Raw genomic sequence first — 25,570 nt, forward strand, 5'->3', positions numbered from 1 at the left:
CCGGTGACGGTGTCGCAACCGGGGACGTCCGACAACGGACGCATCGCCGCGATCGACTGCGGCACCAACACCATCAAACTTCTGATCGGCGCCCTGCCCGACGTGGACGTCCGCACCTCGCGGATGGTCCGGCTCGGGGAGGGTGTCGACACCACCGGTCGTCTCTCCGACGCGGCGCTGGAGCGCGCGTTCGAGGCGATCGACGAGTACGCCGGGCTGCTCCGCGTCTACGGCGTGCCGCCCGAGCGGGTCCGGTTCTGTGCGACGTCCGCGTCGCGTGACGCCTCCAACTCCGACGTCTTCGTCGCCGGGGTGCGCGAACGGATGGGCGTCGAGCCCGAGGTGATCCCGGGCGAGGAGGAGGCCCAGTTGGCCTACTCCGGTGCGGTCCGTGGCCTCGACCTGCCTGCTGACGGCACCGCCCTGGTGATCGACATCGGTGGCGGATCGACCGAGTTCGTCCTCGGCAACGCCGACGGGCCCTTCGCCTGGTACTCCTCCGACATGGGTTCGGTGCGGATGAGCGAGCGTCACCTGCGCTCCGACCCGGCCACGCCTGCTGAGATCGCTGCCTGCGTCGCCGACGTCGACGCGATCCTCGACGAGGTCGAGGCGGCTGGTGTCGACATCTCCTCGGCGACGACGGTGGTCGGCATTGCCGGGACCTTCACGACCATCGCCGCTGGTGTGCTGTCGTTGCCGGCCTACGACCCGACCGCGCTGGAGCACGTGACCCTTCCCGTCGACATCACCCGCGCCGTCTGTGCGCGTCTGGTCGAGATGACCACCGCAGAGCGTCTGGGCCTGGGATTCATGCACCCCGGACGTGCCGACGTGATCGACGCCGGAGCGATCGTCGTGGACCGGGTCCTGGCCCGCGTGACGCCCGCGACGTGGACGGTCTCGGAGGCGGACATCCTCGAGGGAATCGCTTGGTCCGTGGCCCGGCGAAAGAATTTTTGAAGAATCGTTCAACTTTCCCTTCAGTGTGCCGAATTTCGGCCGATCTGTGCGGTGAAGCATCACTGTGCCCGAACGGGGGGCGAGGTCCCCTGGGGTCCTGGACGGTCGGCGGAGACCGGTGTCGGGAGCAGGTGCAGTGATCCCGTCTGCCTGACCGTCCCCCCAGGGTCGGGCCCAGATCACTGAAAGGGCTCGCATGCACACCGAGTCGAACGAAACCCCCACTGCTCTCACCGCGCACCGTCGTAGCGTCATCAAGGCTGCTGCCTGGGGTGTCCCGGCCGTCGTCGTCGCGACCTCTGCTCCGGCCTTCGCGTCCAGCACCACGGGTGACCAGTTGCCGGCTGGCCTGACCACCACGTGGCGTGCGCGTGCCCAGGTCGACGCTGGAAACGGCCCGTTCATGGCCGTTCTCAACCAGGCTGGTGACGACGAAGTCCGCTACCGAGTCACCGGCGCGGACGGCAAGGTCGTCGCTGACGGCACCTACGTCACGACCGCGACCATCACCTTGACCTGGTCCTTCAACTCGGCCGTCACGCCGACGATCCTGGCTGGCAATGGTTGGACCATGTCGGGCAGCGCGGACCCCGCGCTGTCTGGCACGATCACCTTCTCGCAGGCCCTCTACAACGGCGATTCGATGGCGCTGACCTCCCCGCAGGTCACGTTCGTCCCCGTGGGCGCTGCGCCGACCTCCGGTGGTGTCAGCGCCAACACCGGCGGCGTCAACCTCGGTACCGTGGGTTCCACTGCCAATCTCTGAGTTGCGTCGGTGAGGCGAATGGGTGGTCATTGCGTCATGCGGGACAATGTCTCGCATGACCACCGCAGGGACCATCCACGCCATCACCGTCCTGGGCCACGACCGCCCCGGAATCATCGCCTGGACCACTGACCGTCTGGCCGCGCTCGGACTCAACATCGAGGACTCCTCGATGACCCTGCTGCGCGGACACTTCGCGATGACCCTCGTCTGCGCCGGTGAGGTGGACGCCGTCGGCATCAAGGAGGCGCTCGAGCCCCTCGGTGCCGACGGGCGTCTCACCGTCACCGTCCGTGAGGTCCCCGTCGAGAAGACCGCTCCCGTCGCGGCCGCCACCCCGTGGGTCCTGACCGTTCACGGCGGTGATCGTCCCGGCATCGTCTCCACGATCCTGCGCGAGGTCGCCCGGGTCGAGGGCAACGTCACCGACCTCACCACCCGCCTCGCGGGCGAGCTGTACCTGCTCGTCGCCGAGGTCTCCCTGCCGGCCGGCGTCGACGCCGTCGTCCTGGAGAAGACCCTCAAGAGCGCTGCGGCCGAGCTCGGCGTCGGTGCCTCGCTGCGTCCGGCGGAGGCCGACGAGCTGTGAGCGACGAGAACGCAACCCCGTCCGCCGAGCGGATCGAGGGTTTCAACGAACGTGTCTTCGCCTGGAGTGTCGACGAGCTCGGAGTCGAGGGCAAGGTCCTGCCCGTCGTCACCGCTCCTGCCGCTGTGCTCTCGACCGAGGGCGCGACCGTCGACCCGACCTCGCCGGAGATCGTCCAGTTGGCTGCCGACCTGGTCGCCACGATGCGCGTCTCGCCCGGATGTGTCGGCCTCGCTGCGCCGCAGGTCGGCGAGGGTGTGAAGGTCTTCTGTGTCGACGTCTCGACGCACGCCAAGACCCGTACCCACCACGGCACCTACGTGCTGTGCAACGCCGAACTGGTCGAGTCGAGCCGCAACCAGAAGGCCCGCGAGGGCTGCATGAGTGTCCCCGACCTCACCGGCGACGTGAAGCGCGCCAGCCTGGTGACCGTCAAGGGTCAGCTCCCCGGCACCGGTGAGTGGGTCACGCTGCGCTCCGACGCCTTCGAGGCCCGCTGCCTGCAGCACGAGATGGACCACTGCAACGGCTACCTGTTCGTCGACCGGGTCGCCGGTGCGCACGCCATCTACCAGCGCCAGACCTACCTCTGAGCACAGGCGTCCTGTCGGTGACGGCGGGACGCACCGCCCTCGTATCCCAATGGCAGAGGAAGCCGTCTTAAAAACGGCACAGTCTGGGTTCGAGTCCCAGCGGGGGCACCACTCCTGACCCGGTCCGTCCTGCAGGCGAGACCGCCAACGACGTCCCGATCGCCACAGATCGGGACGTCGTTCCGTTGTGCGCACAAAATTGTCAGACAAATGTGAGCAGCGAGTGCAAAAGTGCTTGCGTGCGTGACGTGTGCCACATAGCGTCCCGCTTGAAGGAACATTGTTCCGCCTATCGGGATTCTCGAAGGAGTACCTGCATGCGTTTCGCCTCCCCCCAGCGCCGGGGTGTTCGACTGGCCGCACTGGCGTCCGTCGCTGCCCTCGCCCTGACTGCCTGCGGCGGTACCGAATCCACGGAGAAGAAGTCCGCCGGCACCCCCACTGCCGGGGGGACCATCACCGTCGACCTCACCAGCGAGCCGAGCCACCTCGACCCGCTGAAGTTCAACACCCTGCCCGCCTCGGCGCTCTCCGGCCTCGTCTACAGCACGCTGTACCGCTGGACCGAGGACGGCGAGCTGGTCAACGACATCGCCACCGCAGCCCCCTCGGTCTCCTCCGACGGCCTCACGGTCACCATCCCGATCCGGGACGACGTGACGTTCCACGACGGTTCCCCCCTCACCGCCGAAGACGTCAAGTACACGATCGAGCAGGTCAAGAACCCCGACAACGCCTCCATCTGGAGCGCCGGACTCGGCCCCATCGCCAAGGTCGAGACCCCCGACGACACCACGGTCGTGGTCCACCTCGAGCGTCGCCACGGCGTCCTGCAGGGCATGTTCGCCCACGTCTCGATCATCTCCGCCGACACCCCCTACGTCGCCGGTGACACCTACGCCCAGACGATGAACGGCTCCGGCCCCTACAAGTTCGTCTCCTGGAAGCGCGGCCAGCAGGTCGAACTCGAGCGCAACGAGGACTACTTCCTCGACGACAAGGCCTACGCCGACGAGATCGTCCTCAGGACCGTCAAGGAGGACGCCACCCGCATGGTCAACATCGCGCAGGGCAACTCCGACGTCATGCCGATGGTTCCGTTCAACCAGATCCAGGCCCTCGAGGGCCGCGGCGTCAAGGTCGAGATCACGGAGAGCTCGGCCCACATGCCCACGCTCTTCCCGTCGATGAAGAAGGGCCGTCCCACCGCCGACGCAGACTTCCGCAAGGCGCTGGCCTGGGCGATCGACCGTGGCCAGATCGTCGACACCGTCTTCAAGGGCGTCGCCGAGCCCGCCTCCACGCTGATCGCCACCGGCACCCAGCACTGGAACGAGGAGTTGGGCCACACCTACGGCGAGGACGCCGACCTGGCCCAGGCCAAGAAGCACCTGGCCGCGTCGGGGGTGAAGGCAGGCACCAAGCTCGAGGTGATCGTCCGCAACGAGCCGCTCTCGATCTCCGCAGGCACGATCCTGCAGGCCAACTTCAAGGCCCTCGGCCTCGACGTCTCGCTCTCCCCGCAGGAGCCGGCTGCCTACTTCGGCACGCTGGCGACCGGAGACTTCGACCTGATGCTGCTCCCGATCGACGCCGGTCTCTCCTCGGGCTACACCCCGTTCTACGAGTACTCGGCCTACAAGAGCGGCTCGGGCGGCAACTACACCGGGTTCTCCGACGCCGAGCTCGACGAACTCCTCGAGGCCGCCGTGAGCGACCCGGCCGACCCGGACGCTGCCTGGGCGGCGGTCCAGCAGCGTGAGCTCGAAGTGGTCCCGCTGATCCCGACGGTCACCGCCCGCTACGTCGAGGCCACGAGCGAGCGTCTCCAGGGTCACAGCGCCTCGTCGCTGTTCAGCCTGCGCGACCTCGACTCCTCGTGGGTCGCTGCCGACTGACCCCACGGTCTCCCCATGCCGACGCCGCCGCCCCGTCACCCCGGACGGGGCGGCGACGTCCTCCACCCTGAGCACTGCGTTCCGTCCCCATCACCTGCCCGGAGGCACCCGTGAACACCCTGATCGCCAACCCCGAGCGCACCGCGCTCGAGACCGCCGCCCTCATGCTCGACTCGCTGCGTGACCGCAGCCTCGAGGGCGTGCTGGACTGCTTCGACACCGCCGAGGACGTGTACGTCTTCATCGAGGGCCCCCGCTGGAGCAACAAGGGCGGCCTCAACATCCACAAGGGCTGGCGCGACTACTTCGAGGCGCCGATCGCACTCATCTCCTGGACCTGGACCGAGGGGCCGCAGGTCTTCGAGTCCGGCGACATCGCCACCGTCTGCGGTTCCATCGAGTACCTCTTCGAGGGCAACGGCGAGCCCCGCCCGCTGCCGATGCGCATGACCTGGACCGTCCGCCGCGGCGAGGACCGGGTGTGGCGCATCGTCCACGAGCACGGCTCACAGCCGTTGGCCGATCCCTACGGCACCGGAGACTGGCTGGTGGAGGAGCAGGCCTGAGGAAGGACTGGTCCCGGACGGGTGGTTCCTGACGGCCGGAGCGTGCCCCAGCGCAGGGGACGCACAGAGTTCAGCGAATTCTTGGGATCGCCTGCGTGAAACGTCAGGCAACCACCCGTAGAGTTGGAACGAACGAGCGAGATCAGCCAGACCCCGCCCGAGGGCTCCGAGGAGAGACCAGTGCAGAGCAGCAACCCCGTCTTCACCAAGAACGAGGCTTTCAACCAGCCTCAGCAGACCGGCTACACGCGTCAGGCCGACCCCTACGGCCCCTACGGCGACCCCAGCACCTGGGGCACCGGCGCACCCGTGCAGCAGCCGTCCGCCGGACGCATGACCATCGACTCGGTCGTCCAGAAGACCGGGATCGTGCTCGGCATCATCGTCGCGATGGCTGTCGTCACCTGGTGGTACGTCGGTGCGACCGACGTCCTGGGTCAGCCGACCAGCGAGGCGATCACCCGCATGACGACCGCCGCCATGGTCGGTGGTGTGGCCGCGTTCGCGCTGTCGATGGTCGTCTCCTTCAAGCGTGCCGTCAGCCCGGGCCTGGTGATCGCGTTCGCGGTCGCCGAGGGTGTCGCGCTCGGCGCGATCAGCAAGTCCTTCGACCTGATCTTCCCGGAGTCGGGCATCATCACCAGCGCCGTGATCGGCACGATCGCCGCGTTCGCCGGAACCCTGGCCGCCTACAAGTACTTCGGTATCAAGGTGACCGACAAGTTCCGCCGTGGCGTCATCGCGGCCGGTTTCGGTGTCGTCGCGATGAGCCTGATCTTCTTCGTCCTGAGCCTGTTCGGCATCTCGGTCGGCACCTTCGACTCCGGCCTCGGCCTGCTGATGTCGGTCGCCGGTCTGGTGCTCGGAATCTTCTTCCTGATCCTCGACTTCGACTCGATCGAGCAGGGCATCGCCTACGGCGCTGACGAGAAGATGTCGTGGATGTCGGCCTTCGGCCTCGCGCTGTCGCTGGTGTGGATCTACACCAACCTGCTGCGCATCCTCGCGTACTTCCAGAACGACTGACCCGCACGTCACGCAGAAGGCCCCAGCCGATCCGGCTGGGGCCTTCTGCGTTGTTGGGGGTGCTCGCAGACGGGTGCGGGCTCAGGCGTCGGGGGAGTCGGTGGCCTCGGGGGACTCGGCGTGGTCCGGGGTCTGCTTCGGCGCACGCTGCCGGATCTCGACGTAGCGGCCGCTGCGACCGGTGCCGGGACGGACCGGGTCGAGGGCGGTGCCGGGGTGGTCGGCGGCCTCGAGCGCCGCGTCGGTGAGTGCCTTGACGCGGTCGTGTCCGGCGAGGGGAGCGTCGTCGTCGAGCAGGCCCAGAGCTGCCAGGGACGTCGGGAGCAGGACGTCGGCACAGGCCTTGTAACCCTCGGGGGAGGGGTGGAACTCGTCGTCGCCGAACAGTTCGGCGGGGTTGGTGTAGAACTCCGGCCCGATCACGTCACCCAGGGAGACCGTGTGGCCGCCCTCGTCGAGGGTCGCCATCATCTGTGCCGCGGCGAGCTTGCGCGAGAGGTGGCGCGCCACCTGACGCAGCGGAGGCAGCAGCGGACGGATGGTGCCGAGGTCGGGGCAGGTACCCACGATCACCTCGATGTCGGCCTCACGCAGACGTCGCACCGCCTCACCCAGCTGGGCTGCGGCCCTGGAGGCCTTCACGAGGTGGGTGACGTCGTTGGACCCGACCAGGATCACGGCAAGGTCGGTGGGCATCGCGAGCGTGCGGTCCACCTGGGCCCAGAGGTCGGAGGAACGGTCCCCCACGACGCAGAGCTGGCGCATGTGCACCCGACGATCGGCCTCGACGGCGAGTCCGGAGGCCAGGTAGGCGCCCGGGGTGTGCTCGATCCGGTCGACGCCGTACCCGCATGCGCTGGAGTCACCGAGCAGTGCGACCTGCAGCGCCGGACCGGGACGACCACGTCCGTACCAGCCGGTGGAGTCCATGACGGGCTTCGTCGCACGTCCGATCTTCTTGCGTGCCGCGACGGCCTCGGCGGCGAGGACGCCGTACAGCGCGGCCCCGGCCACGGTCGCTGCGCGACCTCCCCGGCCGGCGGCGGAGGCGAGTCTGCGGGCTGCGTCGGCTCTGCTCACGGGCGTCATTCTACGGTTTCACCGTTCCGTTACACGCCCGGCTAGATTGGCGGACATGCAGTACGCGAACTCGCTCCTCGAACTCATCGGCAACACTCCGCTGCTGAAGCTCTCCACCTCGCTCGCTCCCGAGCTGAAGGTCGAGAAGTACGGCGAGCCCACGGGCCCGCTGCTGCTGGCCAAGGTGGAGTACATGAACCCCGGCGGCTCCGTGAAGGACCGCATCGCCACGCGCATGATCGAGGCCGCCGAGGCCTCCGGCGAACTCCAGCCGGGCGGCACCATCGTGGAGCCCACCTCGGGCAACACCGGCGTCGGTCTCGCCATGGTGGCCCAGGAGAAGGGCTACAAGTGCGTCTTCGTGTGCCCCGACAAGGTCTCCGAGGACAAGCGCAACGTGCTGCGTGCCTACGGTGCCGAGGTCGTGGTCTGCCCGACCGCCGTCGCGCCCGAGCACCCGGACTCCTACTACAACGTCTCCGACCGCCTGGCGTCCCAGCCCGGCGCGTGGAAGCCCAACCAGTACTCCAACCCGAACAACCCGCGCTCGCACTACGAGACCACCGGTCCCGAGATCTGGGCGCAGACCGAAGGCAAGATCACCCACTTCGTGGCTGGTTGCGGCACTGGCGGCACCATCTCCGGCATCGGGCGCTACCTCAAGGAGCAGAACCCCGACGTCCAGGTGATCGGCGCCGACCCGGCCGGTTCGGTCTACTCCGGTGGCGACGGTCGCCCCTACCTCGTCGAGGGTGTCGGCGAGGACTTCTGGCCCGAGACCTACGACCGCACCATCGCGGACCGCATCATCGAGGTCTCCGACGCCGACTCGTTCGCCTTCACCCGCCGTCTGGCCAAGGAAGAGGCGCTGCTCGTGGGTGGCTCGGCCGGCATGGCCGCCTTCGCCGCCAAGCAGCTCGCTGCTGAACTGGCCGCCGAGGGGCGCGACGACGCCGTCATCGTGGTCCTGCTCCCGGACTCGGGCCGCGGCTACCTGACCAAGATCTTCAACGACCAGTGGATGGGCCAGTACGGCTTCGCCACCGAGACCACCGCCGACCTCGAGCTCACCGTCGGTGACGTCCTGCGCGGCAAGCACGACGCCGCCCAGCTGCCCGACCTGGTCCACACCCACCCGGGCGAGACCATCGCCGAGGCGATCCACATCCTGCAGGAGTACGGCGTCTCCCAGATGCCCGTCGTCCGTGCCGAGCCCCCGGTCGTCGCAGCCGAGGTCGCCGGTTCGGTCTCCGAGCGGGACCTGCTCGACGCCCTGTTCACCGGCAAGGCCAAGCTGACCGACGCCGTCGAGCAGCACATGTCGTCGCCGCTGCCCACGATCGGTTCGACCGAGTCGGTCCAGGACGCCGTGCGCCAGCTCGAGACCGCTGACGCCGTCCTCGTCCACGAGGACGGTGCCCCGGTCGGCGTCGTGACTCGTCACGACCTGCTGGCCAACCTGGCCAAGGGCTGACCCAGCCCCGCACGGACCTGGTCCGTCGCCCGCTGAGAGGAGCAGTCACGCCGTGGAGATCTCGAACGAGGTCCTGGCGTGGCTGCTCCTCGCGTCGTTGGGAGCAGGATTCGTCGACGCCGTCGTGGGTGGCGGCGGGCTGATCCAGCTCCCCGCGCTGCTGCTCGGGATGCCGCACGCCACCCCGGTGCAGGTGCTGGCCACCAACAAACTGGCGTCGTTCTGCGGGACCAGTGTCTCGGCCGCGACCTATGCCCGACGGGTCCGCCCCGACCCACGCACCTTCCTGCCGCTGATGGCGGCCGCGTTTGCGGGATCGGTGATCGGTGCCTTCGGGGCCAGTCACATCCCCAAGGAGGCGTTCGACCCGATCGTGCTGGTGGTGCTCGTCGTGGTGGGTGCCTACGTGGTCGCGAAGCCGTCGCTGGGGGAGACCACCGCACTGCGCTTCGAGGGCCGGGCCCACACCCTGGCCGCGTTGACCGTCGGCGTCGTCGTCGGTGTCTACGACGGGGCGCTCGGCCCCGGTACCGGTTCGTTCTTCGTCTTCGGGCTGGTCGGCTGGCTCGGCTACAACTTCCTCGAAGGATCGGCCAAGGCCCGTCTGGCCAACTGGGCCACCAACCTCGCCGCGCTCAGCGTCTTCTTCGTCCAGGACGCGATCGTGTGGCACGTCGGGCTGCTGATGGGGCTCACCAACATGGTGGGTGGCTACGTCGGTGCCCGCACCGCGATCGGGCGCGGGGCGGCGTTCGTGCGGGTCTTCTTCGTCGTCGTGGTCTCGGGCTTCGTCGTCCGGATCGGCGGCGAACTGATCGGCCTCTGGGGCTGACACTTGGTGAGGTCGGTGGGCGCCGGGGGAGAATGGCGCCGATGGCCGACGTGACCCAGTACTCCACGATCGCTCGCGACGGCGAGGCGACGATCGAGATCAAGCGCTCCAAGTTCCTCTGCACCCTGCAACGGGTCGAGGACGAGGCCGACGCCCGCGCGCTCGTCGAACGTCTCCGCAAGGAGCACTGGGACGCCCGGCACCACTGCTCCGCGTTCGTACTCGGACCTGACGCGATGACCCAGCGTTCCTCCGACGACGGGGAGCCGGCGGGAACCGCCGGAGCGCCGATGCTGGAGGTGCTGCGTGGCCGCGGGGTCACCGACGTCGCGGTGGTGGTGACGCGGTGGTTCGGTGGCATCCTGCTCGGCGCGGGTGGGCTCGTGCGTGCCTACGGCGACGCCGTCCAGGCCGGCCTCGACGAAGTGGGTCTGCTGCGTCGCCAACTGGTGCAGGAATGGACCCTCGAGTTGGATCACATGGACGCCGGGCGGGCCGAGTCCGACCTGCGCAGCCGCGGCGTTCAGGTTCTCGACGTCACCTGGACGCACCGGGTGACGTTGCTGCTGGGCACCACCGACGGCGAGAAGCTGCAGACGCTGGTCGCCGAACTGCTCAACGGCCGTGGTCGCCTGCACCGGGTCGGACAGCGCTGGGTCGACCTGGCCTGAGCCAGACGCCTGGCTTCAGACGCAGAGGCGTCGCAGCGACAGCGAGAGTTCGTCAGCGAGCCGTTCGGGGTCCGTCTCCGGATCGGCGAGCCTTCGCACCGCGGTGAGGCAGAGCGAGCGGATGCACAGGGCCAGCCAGGCGTCGTCGAGGCTGACGGTGATGTCGCCGCTGGCCCGGCGGGCACCGAGCTGGGCCTCGATGGGCTCGCCTGCGATCGCGGACCGCGTCATCGACTCCAGATGCGGCGCGACGGTGGTGATGTGGACGCGGTGCGCAGCAGCGACGCTGATGGCTCGTCGCGCGAGTCGGTTCAGCGCATCGGCCCACGCCAGATGGCGCATCTCCTTCAACAGCGGCGGCACCAGGACGGTCGCGATGTCGCCGAGGACGGCAGCCACGAGCAGGTCGCGGTCCGGGTAGTGCCGGTACACCGTGGCGCGGGTGACCCCGGCCCGGCGGGCGATCTCGCCCATGCTGACCGCAGGGTTCTCGAAGAGTGCTTCGGTGGCGGCATCCAGGATGCCGCGCCGGTTGCGTCGACCGTCTGCTCGGGAGAGAGGAGCGCCGAGCTCAGATGTCCGCATGGGTGGAGGCTAGAGCCCGCGAACGCCTGCGTCGGCGCCGTCTCGTTCAGGCGTGGGAGACGTCGCCGTCCAGGTAGAGCCACCGTCCTGCGCGGCGGGCGAACCTGCTGCGCTCGCGCATCGCGCCCCCGGCGTGGTGGGCGACGAACTCGACGATCCCTTCTGCGTCCTCGGTGCCACCGTCGACGGTGTCGAGGATCTCCAGGCCGCGCCACTCCTCGCCACCCGAGGCGTCGACGTCGTCGGGCCGGGTACGGGGGTGCCAAGTGACGAAGACCCAGTCGTCCAGCTCCAGGACGAACGCCGAGTAGCGCGAGCGCATCAGTTCCTCCGCGGTGCCCGGCCAGGCGCCGCGGGAATGGAACCGGCCGCAGCAGGCCTCGTAGGACGGGGACGTGTCGGCGTCGTCGAGCAGGCGGCACGGGCAGGGAGAGGTCAACACCCCAGCAGGGTAGGCGTCCGCGGCGCCGTCGGGCGAGGTCGCGCTGACCCCCAGCGCGTTCAGGGATCGTCAACTAGGGTCGTGGGTGTGAGCGGCGACACCCGCCGGTCCGCTCAGAGGTGCCCCATCCCGGTGCCCGGCCTTCCAGGACTCGCCGCCGACCCCGCCGGCCGGGCCCGCTCACCGAGGCTGTCTTCAACTCCGTCCGGAGGAACCCTGTGAACATCGAACTCCGTGCTGCGACTGCGCAGGACGCGAAGGCGGTGCGTGCCCTCGTCGAGGTCGTGCTGCCCGCCACCTACGACCCGTTCAACCCTGACTACGCCCAGCGGGAACTCGCCGAGTTCGACCTGGCCGACCTGCCCGAGAAGCTCCGGGACGGCGCCTACGTCCTCGCGACCCTCAACGACCGCGTCATCGGACTGGCCTCGGCCGTCGTCGACGACCAGGACCGTTTCGTCATGTCGACCCTGCACGTCCACCCCGACCACCAGGGCTCCCGCCTCGGCTCCCGCCTGCTCACCGAGGTGTTGGCGCTGGCCGACGACGTGCCCCTCTGGACCCGCTACCCGCTCGGCGACGACAACGCTGCAGCGTTCTGCGCCCGTCACGGTTTCGTGCCGGTGGACGAGATCGACGACGCCCCTTACGGCGTCGTGGTCTGGGTGCGTCGCGACCCGGCCTGAGGGCTCACTTCACGCCGGTGCGGTAGACGAGTCGGGCCAGCTTCTTCGTCCGGGCTGCTGACACCTTCGTGTCGCTCAGGACGGTCGCGTGGATGATGCGCGTCTTCTTGCGGTAGGCGATGACGGTGACGTGGAGCGGCCCGCCGGCGTCGTTCCTGGTCACGACCGAGTAGCCGGCGCGCTGGTCTCCGAGTGCGGGCAGCGAGATTCGGGTGACCCGGTAGGGGTCGGCACCGGTGCGGTGGCACTTCTTCTTCTCGTTGCCGAAGCGGGCCACCGCCGTATTCGCCTTCTTCGCGGACGTCGATTCGGTGACGTGGACGACCGGGATCTGGGGCTGTGCCTTCCGGGTCGTGTACCCGGCGGAGAGGCCGGCGCCGCGGTACAGCGTGCCCCACTGACAGCTGATCGAGAGCGTGAGCCGGGCGACGCGGGCGACGTCGGCCCGGTTGCCCTTGAGGGCAGGGAACACTCCGGCGATCTGTGATGCCGTCGGGACGTTCTTGCCGGTCACCTTCTTCCCCGGAACCGCCGTGGCCGGAGCCGTCAGCAGCGTCAGCGTGAGGGCTGGCACGGCAGCGAGCACGAGGAGCTTCTTCATGGTGTCCACGGTAGGCACGTTCGGTCGGACACGGAACCGCCCGACCGCACACGATGCTGGATCGGTGCGCTCGGGCGGCTGCGTGGAGCGGGAGGGTTCAGGAGGCGGCCTTGAAGGCGACCTTGGCCAGCTTGCGCGCCTCGGCGACGTCGATCTTCTTCTTCTCGCTGACTACCGTGACGCTCACGACGCGGTTCTTCGTGCGGAAGTCGAAGTAGGCCATACGGGGCTTCTTCTCGTCGTCGAGGGTGAGGAGCGAGCCGACGCTCCCTGCTCCCAACTTCGGCGCCTTGATCGCCTTGAAGGTGGCTGCGGAGCCGTCCTCGACGATGGTGCCGCAGGTGTTCAGCAGACGCGATCCGGCGATCACCTTCTTGGCGACGGCGGTGCTCTTGAGGTCGACGACGTTGACCTGGGCGAGCACGTTGCCCTTCTTGCTCCAGTAGGTGCCGCTGAGCCCCTTCGTGACCCGGATCGCCTTCGTCTTCGAGCACGAGGTGGCGTAACCGTAGGTGGTGAGCTTCTCGGTCTCTAACTTGGCCTTGGTCTTGGCCAGGTCGGGGTAGATCTTGGTGACCTGGCCCAGCGTGGGCAGGTCGTCGGTGGTGATCTTGGGGGCAGCGGCCTGGGCCGGTGCGGACATGAGCGAGAGGCTCAGGACGGGGATGGCGGTCAGCGCGAGGATCCTCTTCGTGACCCAACACCGTAGTCGCGCTGGAGCCTGCACGGCAGGGGGTCTGGAGGATCTGTCCGGGCCGTCCTGGTGCTTGACGCGGTCGGCGATTCTCGCGGATTCCGAGGCTGCGTTCCGGGGTCAGGCCGGGAAGGCAACTCCGGTGTTCGCGTGGCAGCGGTAGCCGTTCGGGTTCTTCGCCAGGTACTGCTGGTGCGGCCCCTCGGCGTAGAAGTAGTCACCGGCCGGTGCGACCTCGGTGGTGATCACTCCCAGTCCCTGACGCTCCAGCTCGGCACCGTAGATGTCGGTCAGCTCACGCGCGGTCGCGGCCTGGGCGTCGCTGAGGGTGTAGAGCGCCGAGCGGTACTGGGTGCCGACGTCGTTGCCCTGACGCATGCCCTGCGTCGGGTCATGGATCTCGAAGAACCGCTTCACCAGTTCGGCGTACGACGTCACGGTCGGGTCGAAGACGACGCGCACGGCTTCGGTGTGGCCGGTCAGTCCGGAGCAGACCTCGTCGTAGGTGGGGTGCGGGGTGGTGCCGCCGGAGTAGCCGACCGACGTCGACCAGACACCGGGGAGCTGCCAGTAGAACTCCTCCGCGCCCCAGAAGCAGCCGAGGCCGAAGACAGCGGCCTCGAGGCCCTCGGGCACCTCGTCGGTCTCCACCGGCGTGCCCAGGACGACGTGCTCGCCCAGCTGCCAAGGACGCTCAGGACGTCCGGGCAGGGTCTGGCCGGCGGCGGGGAGGTGGGTCTTGAAGTGGCCGAACAGCACGGGGTGCTCCTGACGTCGGGCTGGAGGTGGGGCGGGTCGAACTCCTGTCCAACACTCCTTCGGCACCGATTCTTCCCGCTTCGCACAACCCCGCTGCGGAGACGGACGCGGGTGGGCGTGACACCCGGACAGCGCCTAGGCTCGTGGTGTGACTGAGCAGCATGACTGGACCCAGGCCGGTTTCGAGACCAAGGCCATCCACGCCGGCTACGACCCGGACCCGATGACCGGCGCGGTGAACCCGCCCATCTACGCCTCCTCGACGTTCAAGCAGGACGGCGTCGGCGGCATGCGCGGCGGCTACGAGTACAGCCGTTCGGCCAACCCGACCCGCACCGCCCTCGAGGGCGCGCTCGCGGCGGTCGAGGGCGGCGAGCACGGCTTCGCGTTCGCCTCCGGCCTCGCGGCCGAGGACACCCTGATTCGTTCGGTGTGCCGTCCCGGCGATCACGTCGTCATCCCCGACGACGCCTACGGCGGCACCTACCGCCTCTTCGACAAGGTCGAGAAGGTCTGGGGCCTGGACCACACCCCGGCCGCGCTGACCGACGTCGAGGCCGTCCGCGCCGCGATCGTCCCGGGCCGCACCACGATGATCTGGGTCGAGACCCCCACCAACCCGATGCTCAACATCGCCGACATCGAGGCCTTGGCCGCGCTGGCGCACGAGCACGACGCGATCCTCGTCGTCGACAACACCTTCGCCTCGCCCTACCTCCAGCAGCCGCTGGCTCTGGGCGCCGACGTCGTCGTTCACTCCACCACCAAGTACGTCGGTGGCCACTCCGACGTCGTCGGTGGCGCGCTGGTCTGCCGTGACGCCGAGCTCGCCGAGAAGATCGCCTTCCACCAGAACTCCATCGGTGGTGTCGCCGGTCCGTTCGACGTGTTCCTGACCCACCGCGGTCTCAAGACCCTCGCGGTCCGCATGGAGCGTCACTGCGACAACGCCGAGAAGATCGTCGAGTTCCTCGTCAACCACCCGGCCGTCGCCGAGGTCATCTACCCGGGCCTGGAGTCGCACCCCGGCCACGAGATCGCCAAGAAGCAGATGAAGCGTTTCGGCGGCATCATCTCCTTCCGCGTCGCCGCCGGTGAGCAGGCTGCTCTCGACGTCTGCGCCAAGGCGCAGGTCTTCACTCTGGGTGAGTCCCTGGGCGGCGTGGAGTCGCTGATCGAGCACCCCGGCCGCATGACCCACGCCTCGGTCGCCGGCACCGACCTCGAGGTCTCCGCTGACCTCATCCGTCTCTCGGTGGGCATCGAGTCCGTCGAGGACCTCATCTCCGACCTGGAGCAGGCCCTGGCCTGAGGTCAGCGGTGCCACCGGACCAGAGGCACCTCCACCTGACGCACCGCGACGGGGCGTCCCCGCTCGTCATGAGCAGGGGCGCCCCGTCGTCGTACCAAGAGTTGGCGTGTCACGGGTACGCTCGAACGCGTGACGGCTGACACAGCATCGGTCCCTGTTCCTCCTGATGCCGAGAAGGGCGGCAGCGGCGTCCCACGCGGCATCGAGGTCGCGGCGAACTGGACGTGGCGCCTGCTCCTGATCGGGTTCGGGATCTGCGTCCTGGGCGCAGTCCTGATGAAGTTCGCAGTGGTGACGCTCCCGCTGGCCGTCGCGCTGTTGCTGGCGGCGTTGGTGTTCCCGTTCGTCGAACGACTCTCGCGTGCCGGAGTGCCGCGAGTGCTCGCCGCGATCATCGGCGTCGTGCTGACCCTGGGGGCGGTCGGCGGGATGCTGACGTTCGCGGGACAGCAGGTCGCCAACGGCTCCTCCGACCTGGCCGACCAGGTGGTCGAGGGGCTCGACAAGATCCGTGACTGGTTCAAGACCGGTCCGCTCGGACTGACCGACAGCCAGATGGACTCCTGGATCAAGAGTGCCCAGGACGGCATCGCGGAGTGGTCGAAGTCCGGGGCGTTGGAGCAGGCCACCGGCATCGGCACTGCGATCGGTCACGTCGCGGCCGGCTTCTTCATCGTCCTGTTCTCGATGTACTTCTTCCTCGCCGACGGTCGCAGCATCTGGCGATGGCTGGTGCGGTTCGCTCCGCGCGGCGTCCGTGAGCACGTCGACTCCTCGGGCAAGGTCGCCTGGCTGTCGCTGACGCAGTTCGTCCGCGCGACCACACTCGTCGCGCTGGCCGACGCCTGCGGCGTGATGCTGGTGGCGTGGCTGCTCGGGATTCCGTTCGTCCCCGCGATCGGCGTCCTGGTCTTCCTCGGTGCGTACGTGCCGATGATCGGTGCGACGGTCGCAGGAGGCGTCGCGGTGCTGGTCGCCCTCGTCGACCAGGGCATGGTGACGGCGCTGCTGATGCTGCTCGGCGTCATCGTGGTCCAGCAGATCGAGGGCCACGTCCTGCAGCCGTTCCTGATGGGCCGCTTCGTCGCCGTTCACCCGCTGGGGATCATCCTCGCGATCGCGATGGGTGCGCTGGTCGCAGGCATCGGGGGAGTGCTGGTGGCGGTGCCGTTGGTGGCTGCGATCAACGCCGTGGTGCTGCACCTGTCGGACCGGATGAGTGGAGAGGAGATCACCCGGACCGAGGCCGAGCAACGTGAGCTCGATGCCGCTGCTGCGGAGGTCGGAGAGGGCGAGGACGCGCCCGTCGAGCAGGACGCGGAGCCGGCCGATGACTGAGCTGGTGCTCCCCGGCCTCGACGACGTGCTCGCCGCCCAGGAGCCGCTGCGCGACGTCGCCCTGCGGACCCCGATGGAGGAGTCCCGGTGGCTGTCGGGCGTGATCGGTGCACCGGCGTTCCTCAAGTGCGAGAACCTGCAGCGCACCGGCTCGTTCAAGATCCGTGGCGCCTACACCCGGATCCACGGTCTCGGCGAGGAGGAGCGTGCGCGGGGCGTCGTGGCGGCCTCGGCCGGCAACCATGCTCAGGGCGTTGCCCTGGCCGCGACCAGCCTCGGCATCCGGTCCACCGTCTTCATGCCCGAGGGCGCACCGATTCCGAAGGAGAACGCCACCCGCGCGTACGGCGCCGACGTCGTCTTCGCCGGGCACGTCCTGGAGGAGTCGCTGGACGCGGCCCGTGCGTTCGCCGCTGACACCGGCGCCGTGCTCGTCCACCCGTTCGACCATCCCGCTGTCGTCGCCGGTCAGGGCACCGTCGGGCTCGAGATCCTCGACCAGGTGCCCGACGTCGCGACCGTGCTGGTGCCCGCTGGCGGTGGTGGGCTCGTGGCGGGCATCGCGCTCGCGATCAAGGCCCGACGGCCCGACGTCCGGGTCATCGCGGTGCAGGCGGCCGGTGCCGCGGCGTTCCCCGGATCGTTGGCGGCAGGCGAACCGCGCACGGCCCACGACATGCGGACCATGGCGGACGGCATCGCGGTCGGGCTGCCGGGCGAGGTGACGTTCGCGCTGGTGCGAGACCTCGTCGACGACGTCGTGACGGTCAGTGAGGGCGCGCTCTCCGCTGCCCTCCTGGCGTTGCTGGAACGGGCCAAGATGGTGGTCGAACCGGCCGGTGCGGCAGCGGTGGCGGCCCTGATGGAGATGCAGGAACATGACGAGGGCCCGGTGGTGGCGGTGCTGTCGGGCGGCAACGTCGACCCGCTGCTCCTGGGATCGGTGATCCGACACGGCATGGCCGCCGGTGGTCGCTACCGGTACCTGCGCGTCACCATCCCGGACCGTCCCGGTGGCCTGGCGGCGTTGCTGCACACGGTCGGCGAGAGTGGGGCCAACGTGCTGGAGGTCGTGCACCACCGGATATCGCCGTCGTTGGAGATCGACCAGGTGGAGGTGCGGCTGCAGGTCGAGACCCGCGGCCGCGAGCACGCCGCGTCACTGCTGCGCAGGCTGCGCGAGGACGGGTACGTCGTCGAGGGCTGAGATCGCCCCGAGAACATGGCCCCGGGAACATGGCCCTGAGAACGACGACGACCGGCCACGGCAGTGCCGTGACCGGTCGTGCGTGGAGACGATGTGTCCCCGGCGGGGCTCAGGCCACGTGCGGCTTGGCCTCGGTGATCTCGATGTTGATCTGCTTGCCGTTCGGCGCCTCGTACGAGACCTTGTCGCCGACCTTCTTGCCGTTGATCGCTGCGCCGAGGGCGGACTGCGGGGAGTAGACCGTCAGGCCTTCCTCCTCGATCTCGCGGGCGCCGAGGAGGAAGGTCTCCTCGTCGTCGAAGTCGGTGAAGTGGATGGTCACCTTCATGCCGGGCTCGACGACGCCGTCGTCGGCGGGCGTCTCGCCCACCTCGGCGCGGCGCAGCATCTCGGTGAGTTGGCGGATGCGGCCCTCGAGCTTGCCCTGCTCGTCGCGGGCAGCGTGGTAGCCGCTGTTCTCCTTCAGGTCACCCTCGTCACGTGCCTCGGAGATCTTGTCGACGATCTCCTGACGCTTGGGGCCCTTGAGGTCCTCGAGCTCAGCCTGGAGCTTGTCGTACGCATCCTGGGTGAGCCAGATGGTGCCGGTCGACTGGGTCATGGGATTCACTCCTGTTGGACAAAAGCAAAACCCGCCGGGCTCTTCGCGCTGTTCGCGAGCGTGCCTTCTGAGCCCTGCGGGTGTCGGTATGTCGTCTGACTGTAGCAACCCGACCGAAGTGCTGTCGCGCACTCGGCCGGGGCCGGACAGCGGGTCCGGACGGTGGGTGGGTCAGCGCCTGCGCGGCTCGTCGGGGGTGCGGCATCCCAGCACCTCGACGGCGGTGGCGCGACGGTCGGTGCGCATCTCGATCTCCTGGCGACCCTGGATCGGGGTGAAGGAGATCTCGCCCACGACCGACTTGTCCTCGCTCTGTGCGCGGACCAGGCAGTCGGCGTCGTCGACGCCGTCGGCCAGGGTCACGTCGAGCACGACCGTGACCGAGTGCTCGTCGTTGACGTCGAAGCTGAACAGCTCGGACTTCACCGGCGGGGTGGCGTGGAAGGCAGCAGCCCAGAGAACCCACCCGACGAAGACGACGCCGAGCACGAGGACGGCGCCTCGGCCCACCTGACGCAGGACGGGGGACGGTGCGCCGTAGCGGGCCTTGAGGTCGGTGGGGGTGCTCACCGCCCCATGCTCCCAGAGAGGTCCAAGGTCACACCAACCGTGGGGACGTGGCGGGGGCCGCGGTGCTCGATGCGCCCTAGACTCGGCCTCATGTCCGGACGCGATCGCGCAGGCTTCCGCCTCATGCACGTGCACGCCCACCCCGACGACGAGTCGAGCAAGGGTGCTGCCTCCACCGCCAAGTACGTGGCCGAGGGGGTCGACGTGCACGTCGTCACCTGTACGGGCGGCGAACGTGGCTCGATCCTGAACCCGAAGATGGACCGTCCAGGAATCCTGGAGAACATCCACGAGATCCGCCGTCAGGAGATGGAGCGGGCCCGCGACATCCTCGGTGTGCGCCAGGACTGGCTCGGCTTCGTCGACTCCGGTTGGCCTGACGGAGACCCGAAGCCGCCGCTGCCCGAGGGGTGCTTCGGCCTGATGGACGTCGCCGAGGCGGCTGCTCCGCTGGTGGCGTTGATTCGCTCGTTCCGTCCGCACGTGGTCACCACGTACGACGAGAACGGCGGCTACCCGCACCCCGACCACATCATGTGCCACAAGATCTCGGTCTTCGCGTTCGAGAAGGCGGCCGATCCGACCTGGCGTCCTGAGCTGGGGGAGGCCTGGCAGGCGGCCAAGCTCTACTACCACCACAGCTTCAGCTGGGCGAAGATCTCCGCGCTGCACGCCGCGATGCTCGAGCACGGACTGGAGTCGCCGTACGGCGAGCGTCTGGAGAACTGGAAGCGCGACCCGTCCTGGGAGGCCCGCGTGACCACCCGGGTGGAGTGCGGTGACTACTTCGGTGTGCGTGACCAGGCGCTCTTGGCGCACGCGACGCAGATCGACCCCGACGGCTTCTGGTTCGCTATCCCACGCGAGCTCCAGCAGAAGGTGTGGCCCACCGAGGACTACGAGCTGGTGGTGAGCCACGTCGCCAGCAGCACGCCCGAGGACGACCTGTTCGCCGGCGTCCAGCCGGACGCCTGACACACTGGAACCATGCTCGCTGTCATCGATCCGCTGATCACCCTGACCACGACCTTCTTCACGGAGGTCGTGCCCAAGCCTGTGCCCGAGGGCAGCGAGGTCAAGGCAGGTTGGACCGCGTTGTTCCTGTGGGTCGCGATGATCGTCGCCGTGGGTCTGCTCGGCTGGAGCCTGGTGCGTCAGCTCAAGCGCACCCTGGCGGCCAAGGAGGCCGGCATCTACGGCGAGGACCGCAAGATCACCGACGGCCCGGCGTTCGAGGTCGACGACGAGGGCGCGGACAAGAACGCCTGACGACTGCTTCCGCGACCCCGTTCCCGTTGCCCGGGAGCGGGGTCGTGTGCGTACCCAGCTGGTCTGTTCATCCCCAATCGTGACCAAAAAGGTGTGGCCCGCGTCACCGGGTCGGGGGTACTAATGGGGCATGGCAATCATCGGATTCCTCATTTTCGGTCTCTTCGTCGGTGCAGTCGCCCGCCTCATCAAGCCGGGCAAGCAGAACCTGAGCCTCCTGGGCACCCTGCTGCTGGGTGTGGTCGGCTCCCTGATTGGAGGTGTGGTCGCGACACTGCTGGGGACGGGCGAGTTCACGGAGTTGAACATCATTGGCGCCATCGTCGCCATCGTCGCGGCCGTCCTGCTGATCGGCGTCGCCGAGGGTGTCACGTCCAAGAAGTGAGGCACTGCAGACCCACTCAAATGGGTGTGATCCGGTTCACGCATCAAATGTGATGTTTGGACTACCTGGAATCAATGATCTCGGGCTAAAGTATCAATCGTTGAACAAGTCGAGAGGCTGGTTCAGCAGGATTCAGGAGCAGAGCTCCGCCTCCCCTTGATCCGGGGTGCAGCCGACGGTCCCCCCCATGCGCCGGCTGCACCCCTTCTACGACCCCCAGGTCTGCTCGGTCCCCATGCGAGGACCAGCGTGCCGAAGAAGACCCGAAGCCCCATGCTTCGGGTCTTCTGACATTTCCCACCCGCAACGCACCGCGGCCCCGCTCGTCGAGGACGAACGGGGCCGCGAGAGCGCTGGACCGCGAGGTCAGCGCAGGGAGTACGTCGCGAGCGAGACGCCCACGTAGTGCGCCAGGAAGGCGACCACGGTGAAGCCGTGGAAGATCTCGTGGAAGCCGAACCACTGGGGCCACGGGTTGGGGCGCTTGGTGCCGTAGGCGATGCCGCCGACGGTGTAGAGCGCGCCGCCCACGATCACCAGGACGATCACGGCCACGCCGATGGCACCGTAGGCCTTGGAGCCCTCGATGAATCCTCCGAAGAAGAAGATCGGGGCCCAGCCCAGGGCCATGTAGATGGGAGCGGAGAGCCAGCGCGGATGCGTGGGCCAGAAGAGTTGGGTACCCACGCCCAGCAGGGCCCCGGTCCAACTGATGGCCAGCATCCAGATCCGGTCCGCGCCGTCGAGCAGCAACAGGGCGAACGGGGTCAGCGTCCCCGCGATGAGCAGGTAGATGTTGGAGTGGTCGAAGCGCTTGAGGAACTGGTGGACGCGCGGCGACCAGGTGCCTCGGTGGTAGAGCGCCGAGACGGTGAACAGGAGCAACGCGCTGAGCGCGAAGACGGCAGACCCGATGCGGGTCTTGTTGTCAGGCGAGAGGGCCACCAGCGTGACGCCGGCGGCAAGCGCGAGTGGGGCGGTGGCGGCGTGGAACCAGCCCCGCAACTTGGGCTTCACCTCTGCGATGACGTCCTCGACGCGGTCCTGGAACGTGTCCAGCCGGGCTCGGATCTGATCGGTCATGGAATCAACCTACGGGACCGTAGGTCAAAGGTCACGTGCTCGCGCGGATGCATTCGGTCGTCGGCCCGCGAGGCTCGATACCATCGGCACCATGGGAAAGTTCAAGGACGCCGTACGGCGGGTGCTCTACCCGGCGTACGAGTCACGGGTGGCCAAGTTCCTGCCTGAGGACCGCATCCCTGGTCACGTCGGTGTCATGCTCGACGGGAACCGTCGCTGGGCTCGCCAGATCGGCGCGGGCACCATGGACGGTCACCGTGCCGGCGCCGACAACATCGAGCCCTTCCTCGGCTGGTGCGAGGAGTTGGGCATCGAGGTCGTCACCCTGTGGATGCTCTCCACCGACAACCTCAAGCGCCCCGCTGCCGAGCTGGAGCCGCTGCTCGGCGTGATCGCTGACGTCGTCGCCGAACTCGCCGCCACCCGGCGTTGGCGGATCCACCACGTCGGCGCACTCGAGCTGCTGCCCGAGTCGATCGCCGCGGTCCTGCGCGAGGCCGAGGAGTCGACGGCCGACGTCGACGGTCTGCTGGTCAACGTCGCAGTCGCCTACGGTGGCCGCCACGAGATCGCCGACGCCGTGCGCTCCCTGCTCCTGGCCGAGGAGGCCAAGGGCTCCACGATGACCGAACTCGCCGGCCGGCTCGAGGTCGAGGACATCGCCGAGCACCTCTACACCCAGGGCCAGCCCGACCCGGACCTCGTCATCCGCACCTCCGGCGAGCAGCGGATCGGTGGGTTCCTGCTCTGGCAGAGCGCCCACAGCGAGTTCTACTTCTGCGAGGCACTCTGGCCCGACTTCCGTCGCGTCGACTTCCTCCGTGCCATTCGCGCCTACGCCGAGCGTGAGCGCCGCTTCGGCTCCTGAACCTCGCCGCCACGCCCATGTCGACACCAGCGTCCTGCTGGCCGACCCACGGGCTCAACGACGAGGGCGGGACGCTGCGGGTCGAGCTCAACCACGTCGACGCCGAGCACCTGCCGGCCGGGTTCCGGCTGGGGGACGCCGACACCAGATCCTCGCGGTGGCGGCCAACCTCGCGGCCGAGGGACGTCACGTCACCCTCGTCTCGAAGGACCTGCCGTTGCGCCTCAAGGCGTCGGTGGTGGGGTTGGAGGCCGAGGAGTACCGGGCCGAGAGCATCCACCCCTCCGAGGCAGGGCGGACCGGGATGGTCGAGATGGAGGTCGAGGATCTCGCCGAGCTCTACCGTGACGGAACCCTCGCTCTCGACGCCGCCCGCGACCTTCCCTGCCACGCCGGCCTGGTGCTGGTCTCGGCGCGCAGCACTGCGTTGGGCCGTGTCGGGCCGGACAAGCAGGTGCACCTGGTGCGTGGGGACCGCGACGCGTTCGGTCTGGTGGGGCGCTCGGCCAAGCAGCGGATCGCGCTGGAACTGCTCAGTGAACCCGAGATCGGGATCGTCTCCCTCGGCGGGCGTGCCGGCACCGGCAAGTCGGCGTTGGCGCTGTGCGCGGGACTGGAAGCAGTCCTCGAGCGCGGCCAGCACCGCAAGGTCGTCGTCTTCCGGCCGCTCTTCGCGGTCGGTGGGCAGGAACTCGGCTACCTGCCGGGCAGTGAGAGCGAGAAGATGGCGCCCTGGGCGCAGGCCGTCTTCGACACCCTCGGCGCGGTGCTCTCGCGGATCGGCCAGAACTCGAAGGTGGTGCTGACCCACGACGTCGCGCAGCGCGACAACCTGCGGGTTGCGGGTGGGGCGTCACGACGGGGTGGTCGCCGTGGTCGAGAAGCTCAAGGGGCACCCGTTGTTCGGGCACGTCACTCTCACCCGCTCGGAGCGGTCGCCGATCGCGGCCTTGGTCACCGACCTGCTGGAGGACGTGCAGGTCTGAGTCGTTCGGGGCTGAGTCGCCGCTGCGCGTGAACGCAGCAGGGCGCCCACCGTGCGGTGGGCGCCCTGCTGCGTCGAGGCTCTGAGGCTGGCTCGTGCTCGGAATCAGTCGTGGGTGTGCGCGATGTACACGTCGCACGGGGCCTTGGCGGCGACCTCTGAGGCGATCGAGCCGAGCAGGCGCCCCAGGCCCTTGGCGCGCTTGTTGCCGACGACGATCATGTCGGCCTCGAGGCTGCCGGCCAGCTTGACCAAGGTCTCGGCGGCACGGGGGCCGGGCTGGGCCGAGGGGACGACCTCCAGGCCGGGGTGGCTCGCAGCGAGGCGGGCGGCGGCGTCGGCGGCGATCCGCTCGGCGGCCAGCGACGGGTCGAAGCCTGACTCGCGGGCGTTGCGGTCGGGGGCGGTGTCGTAGACCGCGACGACGTGCAGCTTGCCGCCGAATGCGTGGGCGAGGCGAGCAGCGGCCTCGGCGGCTTCGTGAGCCGGAGCGCCTCCGTCGACGCCGGCGATGATCGTCTTGCTCATGGGTGCGTCGTCCTCGCTGTCGGGGTGCGTGCAGGGTCTGGAACCTGGTGCGCAGACGCACCGCGGCTCTGGGTCAGACGTTAGCGCCGTGGTGGGTGTGGAGTCTTCGGAACGGCGACGGGTGTGGCGTTTGTGACAGTTGAACGCCAATGTGGCCCAGGCGGGCCAATTTTTGTCCATGAACGGCTCATATTTTGCTGTTCGGTTTGCGTCACCGAAGTCGGCGATGCACTGTGGTCGAGGCCGGGGCACCGTAGGAACCCTGATCGGGTGCGCCGAACGCATGCCCGCGCGTCTGAATCACCCCCAACCACGAGGGAACCGTGACCAACACCGAGAAGTACGTGCCCAAGCATCGGGCACCCGGCAAGCACAAGGCCAAGCGTGACCCGCTGGCGTCCCTGCGCGTCGTCTCGAGCCGTCCTGCCCTGGCAGTGACCGGCCTTGCTGTCGCCGTCACCGGCGTCAGCGTCGCGGGTGGTGTTCTCGGCGGCGAACCGACCCCCTCCACCGTGGCGGCCGCGGACAGCGGCGCGGGAGTCAACGCCCAGGTGGCCGCACTGGCCGCCGAGTCGGTCGCCGACCGTGCCGAGAAGAGCGTCACGCGCTCGGACCGCCGCGACGCCGTCGACCAGACCAAGGCCGCTCTCCTCGGCGACGGCGCCGGTGTCGTCACCGCGCACGAGCGCAAGCTCTCCGACCAGGACCCGCGCGACATCGCGCGCACCCTGATGGGCGACTTCGGCTTCGCCGACTCGCAGTTCTCCTGCCTGGACAGCCTCTGGACCAAGGAGTCGGGTTGGCGCTGGAACGCCGACAACCCCTCGTCCTCGGCCTACGGCATCCCGCAGGCGCTGCCCGGCTCCAAGATGGCCAGCGCCGGCGCCGACTGGGCGACCAACCCGGCCACCCAGATCAGCTGGGGCCTGGGATACATCAAGAGTCGTTACGGCAGCCCGTGCTCGGCCTGGGGCCACAGCCAGGCCGTCAACTGGTACTGAAAAAGACCTTCGCAGGGCCCTGAGCGGCCCTCCCCGACACCCCATTCGTACGTGAGCATGCTCTCGAACGGGTGGGGTGTTTGAGTCCCCTGAGGTCTGAGTGACGCGTTTGCGTCAGTTTGAGGGCGTCCGTCGGGGCCGTGGCATTTGATCCCATCTGGAACTCCTTGCATGGTGGAGATGCCCGCCGGACGTCAC

The 25,570-nt window shown here is 68.7% G+C and carries 29 protein-coding genes, 1 tRNA gene and 1 pseudogene; 21 read left to right on the top strand and 10 right to left on the bottom strand.

Going from position 1 to position 25,570, the window contains the following annotated elements:
- Positions 1 to 3 precede the first annotated feature (3 nt).
- From EOV43_RS03165 to EOV43_RS03200, 8 genes are all read left to right on the top strand, one after another.
- Positions 4 to 963 carry a Ppx/GppA phosphatase family protein gene (locus tag EOV43_RS03165; protein ID WP_239022203.1) on the top strand — a complete coding sequence of 320 codons (960 nt, stop codon included), beginning with the start codon at positions 4 to 6 and terminating at the stop codon, positions 961 to 963.
- 196 nt (positions 964 to 1,159) lie between these two features.
- Positions 1,160 to 1,729 carry a hypothetical protein gene (locus tag EOV43_RS03170; RefSeq protein ID WP_128219645.1) on the top strand — a complete coding sequence of 190 codons (570 nt, stop codon included), beginning with the start codon at positions 1,160 to 1,162 and terminating at the stop codon, positions 1,727 to 1,729.
- Between the two features lie 55 nt (positions 1,730 to 1,784).
- The gene (locus EOV43_RS03175; protein ID WP_128219646.1) at positions 1,785 to 2,318 is read left to right on the top strand and encodes a glycine cleavage system transcriptional repressor; all 534 of its coding nucleotides are present in this window, start codon (positions 1,785 to 1,787) and stop codon (positions 2,316 to 2,318) included.
- Positions 2,315 to 2,911, top strand: a complete 597-nt coding sequence (def, locus tag EOV43_RS03180; RefSeq protein WP_239022204.1) for a peptide deformylase — start codon at positions 2,315 to 2,317, stop codon at positions 2,909 to 2,911. The genes EOV43_RS03175 and def overlap by 4 nt, the downstream gene beginning before the upstream one ends.
- 35 nt (positions 2,912 to 2,946) lie before the next feature.
- A tRNA-Leu gene (locus EOV43_RS03185) sits at positions 2,947 to 3,022 on the top strand.
- A gap of 206 nt (positions 3,023 to 3,228) precedes the next feature.
- The gene (locus EOV43_RS03190) at positions 3,229 to 4,809 is read left to right on the top strand and encodes an ABC transporter substrate-binding protein (protein WP_128219647.1); all 1,581 of its coding nucleotides are present in this window, start codon (positions 3,229 to 3,231) and stop codon (positions 4,807 to 4,809) included.
- A 110-nt stretch (positions 4,810 to 4,919) separates the two neighbouring features.
- Positions 4,920 to 5,375 (top strand): YybH family protein, encoded by a 456-nt coding sequence (locus EOV43_RS03195; RefSeq protein ID WP_128219648.1) that lies wholly within the window; start codon positions 4,920 to 4,922, stop codon positions 5,373 to 5,375.
- 180 nt (positions 5,376 to 5,555) lie between these two features.
- Positions 5,556 to 6,401 (top strand): Bax inhibitor-1/YccA family protein, encoded by an 846-nt coding sequence (locus tag EOV43_RS03200; RefSeq protein ID WP_128219649.1) that lies wholly within the window; start codon positions 5,556 to 5,558, stop codon positions 6,399 to 6,401.
- Positions 6,402 to 6,482: 81 nt separating this feature from the next.
- On the opposite strand, the gene EOV43_RS03205 is transcribed toward EOV43_RS03200, so the two are convergent.
- Positions 6,483 to 7,490 carry an SGNH/GDSL hydrolase family protein gene (locus EOV43_RS03205; RefSeq protein ID WP_128219650.1) on the bottom strand — a complete coding sequence of 336 codons (1,008 nt, stop codon included), beginning with the start codon at positions 7,488 to 7,490 and terminating at the stop codon, positions 6,483 to 6,485.
- 46 nt (positions 7,491 to 7,536) lie between these two features.
- Between EOV43_RS03205 and EOV43_RS03210 the strand changes: the two genes are divergently transcribed.
- Genes EOV43_RS03210 through EOV43_RS03220 form a run of 3 tightly spaced genes read left to right on the top strand, consistent with a single transcriptional unit; the run spans position 7,537 to position 10,458 of the window.
- Positions 7,537 to 8,955: a cystathionine beta-synthase gene (locus EOV43_RS03210; protein ID WP_128219651.1), complete on the top strand. Its 1,419-nt coding sequence runs from the start codon at positions 7,537 to 7,539 to the stop codon at positions 8,953 to 8,955.
- 52 nt (positions 8,956 to 9,007) lie between these two features.
- Entirely contained in the window at positions 9,008 to 9,787 is a 780-nt protein-coding gene (locus tag EOV43_RS03215) for a sulfite exporter TauE/SafE family protein (protein ID WP_128219652.1), read from the top strand.
- 41 nt (positions 9,788 to 9,828) lie between these two features.
- On the top strand, positions 9,829 to 10,458 hold the full coding sequence (locus EOV43_RS03220) for a YigZ family protein (RefSeq protein ID WP_128219653.1): 630 nt from the start codon (positions 9,829 to 9,831) through the stop codon (positions 10,456 to 10,458).
- Positions 10,459 to 10,473: 15 nt separating this feature from the next.
- Here the strand turns inward: EOV43_RS03220 and EOV43_RS03225 are convergent, their stop codons facing one another.
- Both EOV43_RS03225 and EOV43_RS03230 read right to left on the bottom strand, forming a co-directional pair.
- Complete coding sequence (locus EOV43_RS03225; RefSeq protein WP_128219654.1) at positions 10,474 to 11,043, bottom strand: TetR/AcrR family transcriptional regulator; 570 nt, start codon at positions 11,041 to 11,043, stop codon at positions 10,474 to 10,476.
- A 46-nt stretch (positions 11,044 to 11,089) separates the two neighbouring features.
- Complete coding sequence (locus EOV43_RS03230) at positions 11,090 to 11,485, bottom strand: YchJ family protein (protein WP_239022205.1); 396 nt, start codon at positions 11,483 to 11,485, stop codon at positions 11,090 to 11,092.
- Positions 11,486 to 11,703: 218 nt separating this feature from the next.
- Between EOV43_RS03230 and EOV43_RS03235 the strand changes: the two genes are divergently transcribed.
- Complete coding sequence (locus tag EOV43_RS03235; protein ID WP_164878638.1) at positions 11,704 to 12,171, top strand: GNAT family N-acetyltransferase; 468 nt, start codon at positions 11,704 to 11,706, stop codon at positions 12,169 to 12,171.
- Positions 12,172 to 12,175: 4 nt separating this feature from the next.
- On the opposite strand, the gene EOV43_RS03240 is transcribed toward EOV43_RS03235, so the two are convergent.
- The 3 genes from EOV43_RS03240 to msrA all read right to left on the bottom strand — a co-directional run bounded on the left by EOV43_RS03240 (position 12,176) and on the right by msrA (position 14,225).
- The gene (locus tag EOV43_RS03240) at positions 12,176 to 12,772 is read right to left on the bottom strand and encodes a hypothetical protein (RefSeq protein WP_128219656.1); all 597 of its coding nucleotides are present in this window, start codon (positions 12,770 to 12,772) and stop codon (positions 12,176 to 12,178) included.
- A 97-nt stretch (positions 12,773 to 12,869) separates the two neighbouring features.
- On the bottom strand, positions 12,870 to 13,415 hold the full coding sequence (locus EOV43_RS03245) for a hypothetical protein (RefSeq protein ID WP_128219657.1): 546 nt from the start codon (positions 13,413 to 13,415) through the stop codon (positions 12,870 to 12,872).
- A gap of 171 nt (positions 13,416 to 13,586) precedes the next feature.
- Positions 13,587 to 14,225 carry a peptide-methionine (S)-S-oxide reductase MsrA gene (msrA, locus tag EOV43_RS03250; RefSeq protein ID WP_128219658.1) on the bottom strand — a complete coding sequence of 213 codons (639 nt, stop codon included), beginning with the start codon at positions 14,223 to 14,225 and terminating at the stop codon, positions 13,587 to 13,589.
- Between the two features lie 148 nt (positions 14,226 to 14,373).
- On the opposite strand from msrA, the gene EOV43_RS03255 reads away from it, so the two are divergent.
- From EOV43_RS03255 to ilvA, 3 genes are all read left to right on the top strand, one after another.
- The gene (locus EOV43_RS03255) at positions 14,374 to 15,537 is read left to right on the top strand and encodes a cystathionine gamma-synthase (RefSeq protein WP_128219659.1); all 1,164 of its coding nucleotides are present in this window, start codon (positions 14,374 to 14,376) and stop codon (positions 15,535 to 15,537) included.
- Between the two features lie 129 nt (positions 15,538 to 15,666).
- The gene (locus EOV43_RS03260; protein ID WP_128219660.1) at positions 15,667 to 16,875 is read left to right on the top strand and encodes an AI-2E family transporter; all 1,209 of its coding nucleotides are present in this window, start codon (positions 15,667 to 15,669) and stop codon (positions 16,873 to 16,875) included.
- Positions 16,868 to 18,082, top strand: coding sequence for a threonine ammonia-lyase (gene ilvA / locus EOV43_RS03265; RefSeq protein WP_128219661.1), 1,215 nt, complete (start codon positions 16,868 to 16,870; stop codon positions 18,080 to 18,082). Before EOV43_RS03260 ends, ilvA begins: the two co-directional genes overlap by 8 nt.
- A gap of 109 nt (positions 18,083 to 18,191) precedes the next feature.
- Here the strand turns inward: ilvA and greA are convergent, their stop codons facing one another.
- Positions 18,192 to 18,683, bottom strand: coding sequence for a transcription elongation factor GreA (gene greA / locus EOV43_RS03270; RefSeq protein WP_128219662.1), 492 nt, complete (start codon positions 18,681 to 18,683; stop codon positions 18,192 to 18,194).
- 171 nt (positions 18,684 to 18,854) lie between these two features.
- Complete coding sequence (locus EOV43_RS03275) at positions 18,855 to 19,253, bottom strand: DUF4307 domain-containing protein (protein WP_164878639.1); 399 nt, start codon at positions 19,251 to 19,253, stop codon at positions 18,855 to 18,857.
- A gap of 90 nt (positions 19,254 to 19,343) precedes the next feature.
- Between EOV43_RS03275 and mca the strand changes: the two genes are divergently transcribed.
- The 3 genes from mca (at position 19,344) to EOV43_RS03290 (ending at position 20,907) form a co-directional block, all read left to right on the top strand.
- On the top strand, positions 19,344 to 20,228 hold the full coding sequence (gene mca, locus EOV43_RS03280; RefSeq protein ID WP_128219664.1) for a mycothiol conjugate amidase Mca: 885 nt from the start codon (positions 19,344 to 19,346) through the stop codon (positions 20,226 to 20,228).
- A 12-nt stretch (positions 20,229 to 20,240) separates the two neighbouring features.
- A complete protein-coding gene (locus tag EOV43_RS03285; RefSeq protein ID WP_128219665.1) occupies positions 20,241 to 20,522 on the top strand; it encodes a hypothetical protein in 282 nt (93 codons plus the stop codon).
- Positions 20,523 to 20,652: 130 nt separating this feature from the next.
- Positions 20,653 to 20,907, top strand: coding sequence for a GlsB/YeaQ/YmgE family stress response membrane protein (locus EOV43_RS03290; protein WP_239022206.1), 255 nt, complete (start codon positions 20,653 to 20,655; stop codon positions 20,905 to 20,907).
- A gap of 366 nt (positions 20,908 to 21,273) precedes the next feature.
- Here the strand turns inward: EOV43_RS03290 and trhA are convergent, their stop codons facing one another.
- Positions 21,274 to 21,990: a PAQR family membrane homeostasis protein TrhA gene (gene trhA, locus EOV43_RS03295; RefSeq protein WP_128219666.1), complete on the bottom strand. Its 717-nt coding sequence runs from the start codon at positions 21,988 to 21,990 to the stop codon at positions 21,274 to 21,276.
- 91 nt (positions 21,991 to 22,081) lie between these two features.
- On the opposite strand from trhA, the gene EOV43_RS03300 reads away from it, so the two are divergent.
- Positions 22,082 to 22,858: an isoprenyl transferase gene (locus tag EOV43_RS03300; protein WP_128219667.1), complete on the top strand. Its 777-nt coding sequence runs from the start codon at positions 22,082 to 22,084 to the stop codon at positions 22,856 to 22,858.
- Between the two features lie 53 nt (positions 22,859 to 22,911).
- Positions 22,912 to 23,844: pseudogene (locus EOV43_RS03305) on the top strand (PhoH family protein); the annotation flags it as partial.
- Positions 23,845 to 23,948: 104 nt separating this feature from the next.
- On the opposite strand, the gene EOV43_RS03310 reads toward EOV43_RS03305, so the two are convergent.
- On the bottom strand, positions 23,949 to 24,371 hold the full coding sequence (locus EOV43_RS03310) for a universal stress protein (protein WP_128219668.1): 423 nt from the start codon (positions 24,369 to 24,371) through the stop codon (positions 23,949 to 23,951).
- A 323-nt stretch (positions 24,372 to 24,694) separates the two neighbouring features.
- Between EOV43_RS03310 and EOV43_RS03315 the strand changes: the two genes are divergently transcribed.
- Positions 24,695 to 25,372, top strand: a complete 678-nt coding sequence (locus tag EOV43_RS03315) for an aggregation-promoting factor C-terminal-like domain-containing protein (RefSeq protein WP_206611383.1) — start codon at positions 24,695 to 24,697, stop codon at positions 25,370 to 25,372.
- Positions 25,373 to 25,570: the final 198 nt, after the last annotated feature.

Source organism: Nocardioides yefusunii (assembly GCF_004014875.1).
GTDB lineage: Bacteria > Actinomycetota > Actinomycetes > Propionibacteriales > Nocardioidaceae > Nocardioides > Nocardioides yefusunii.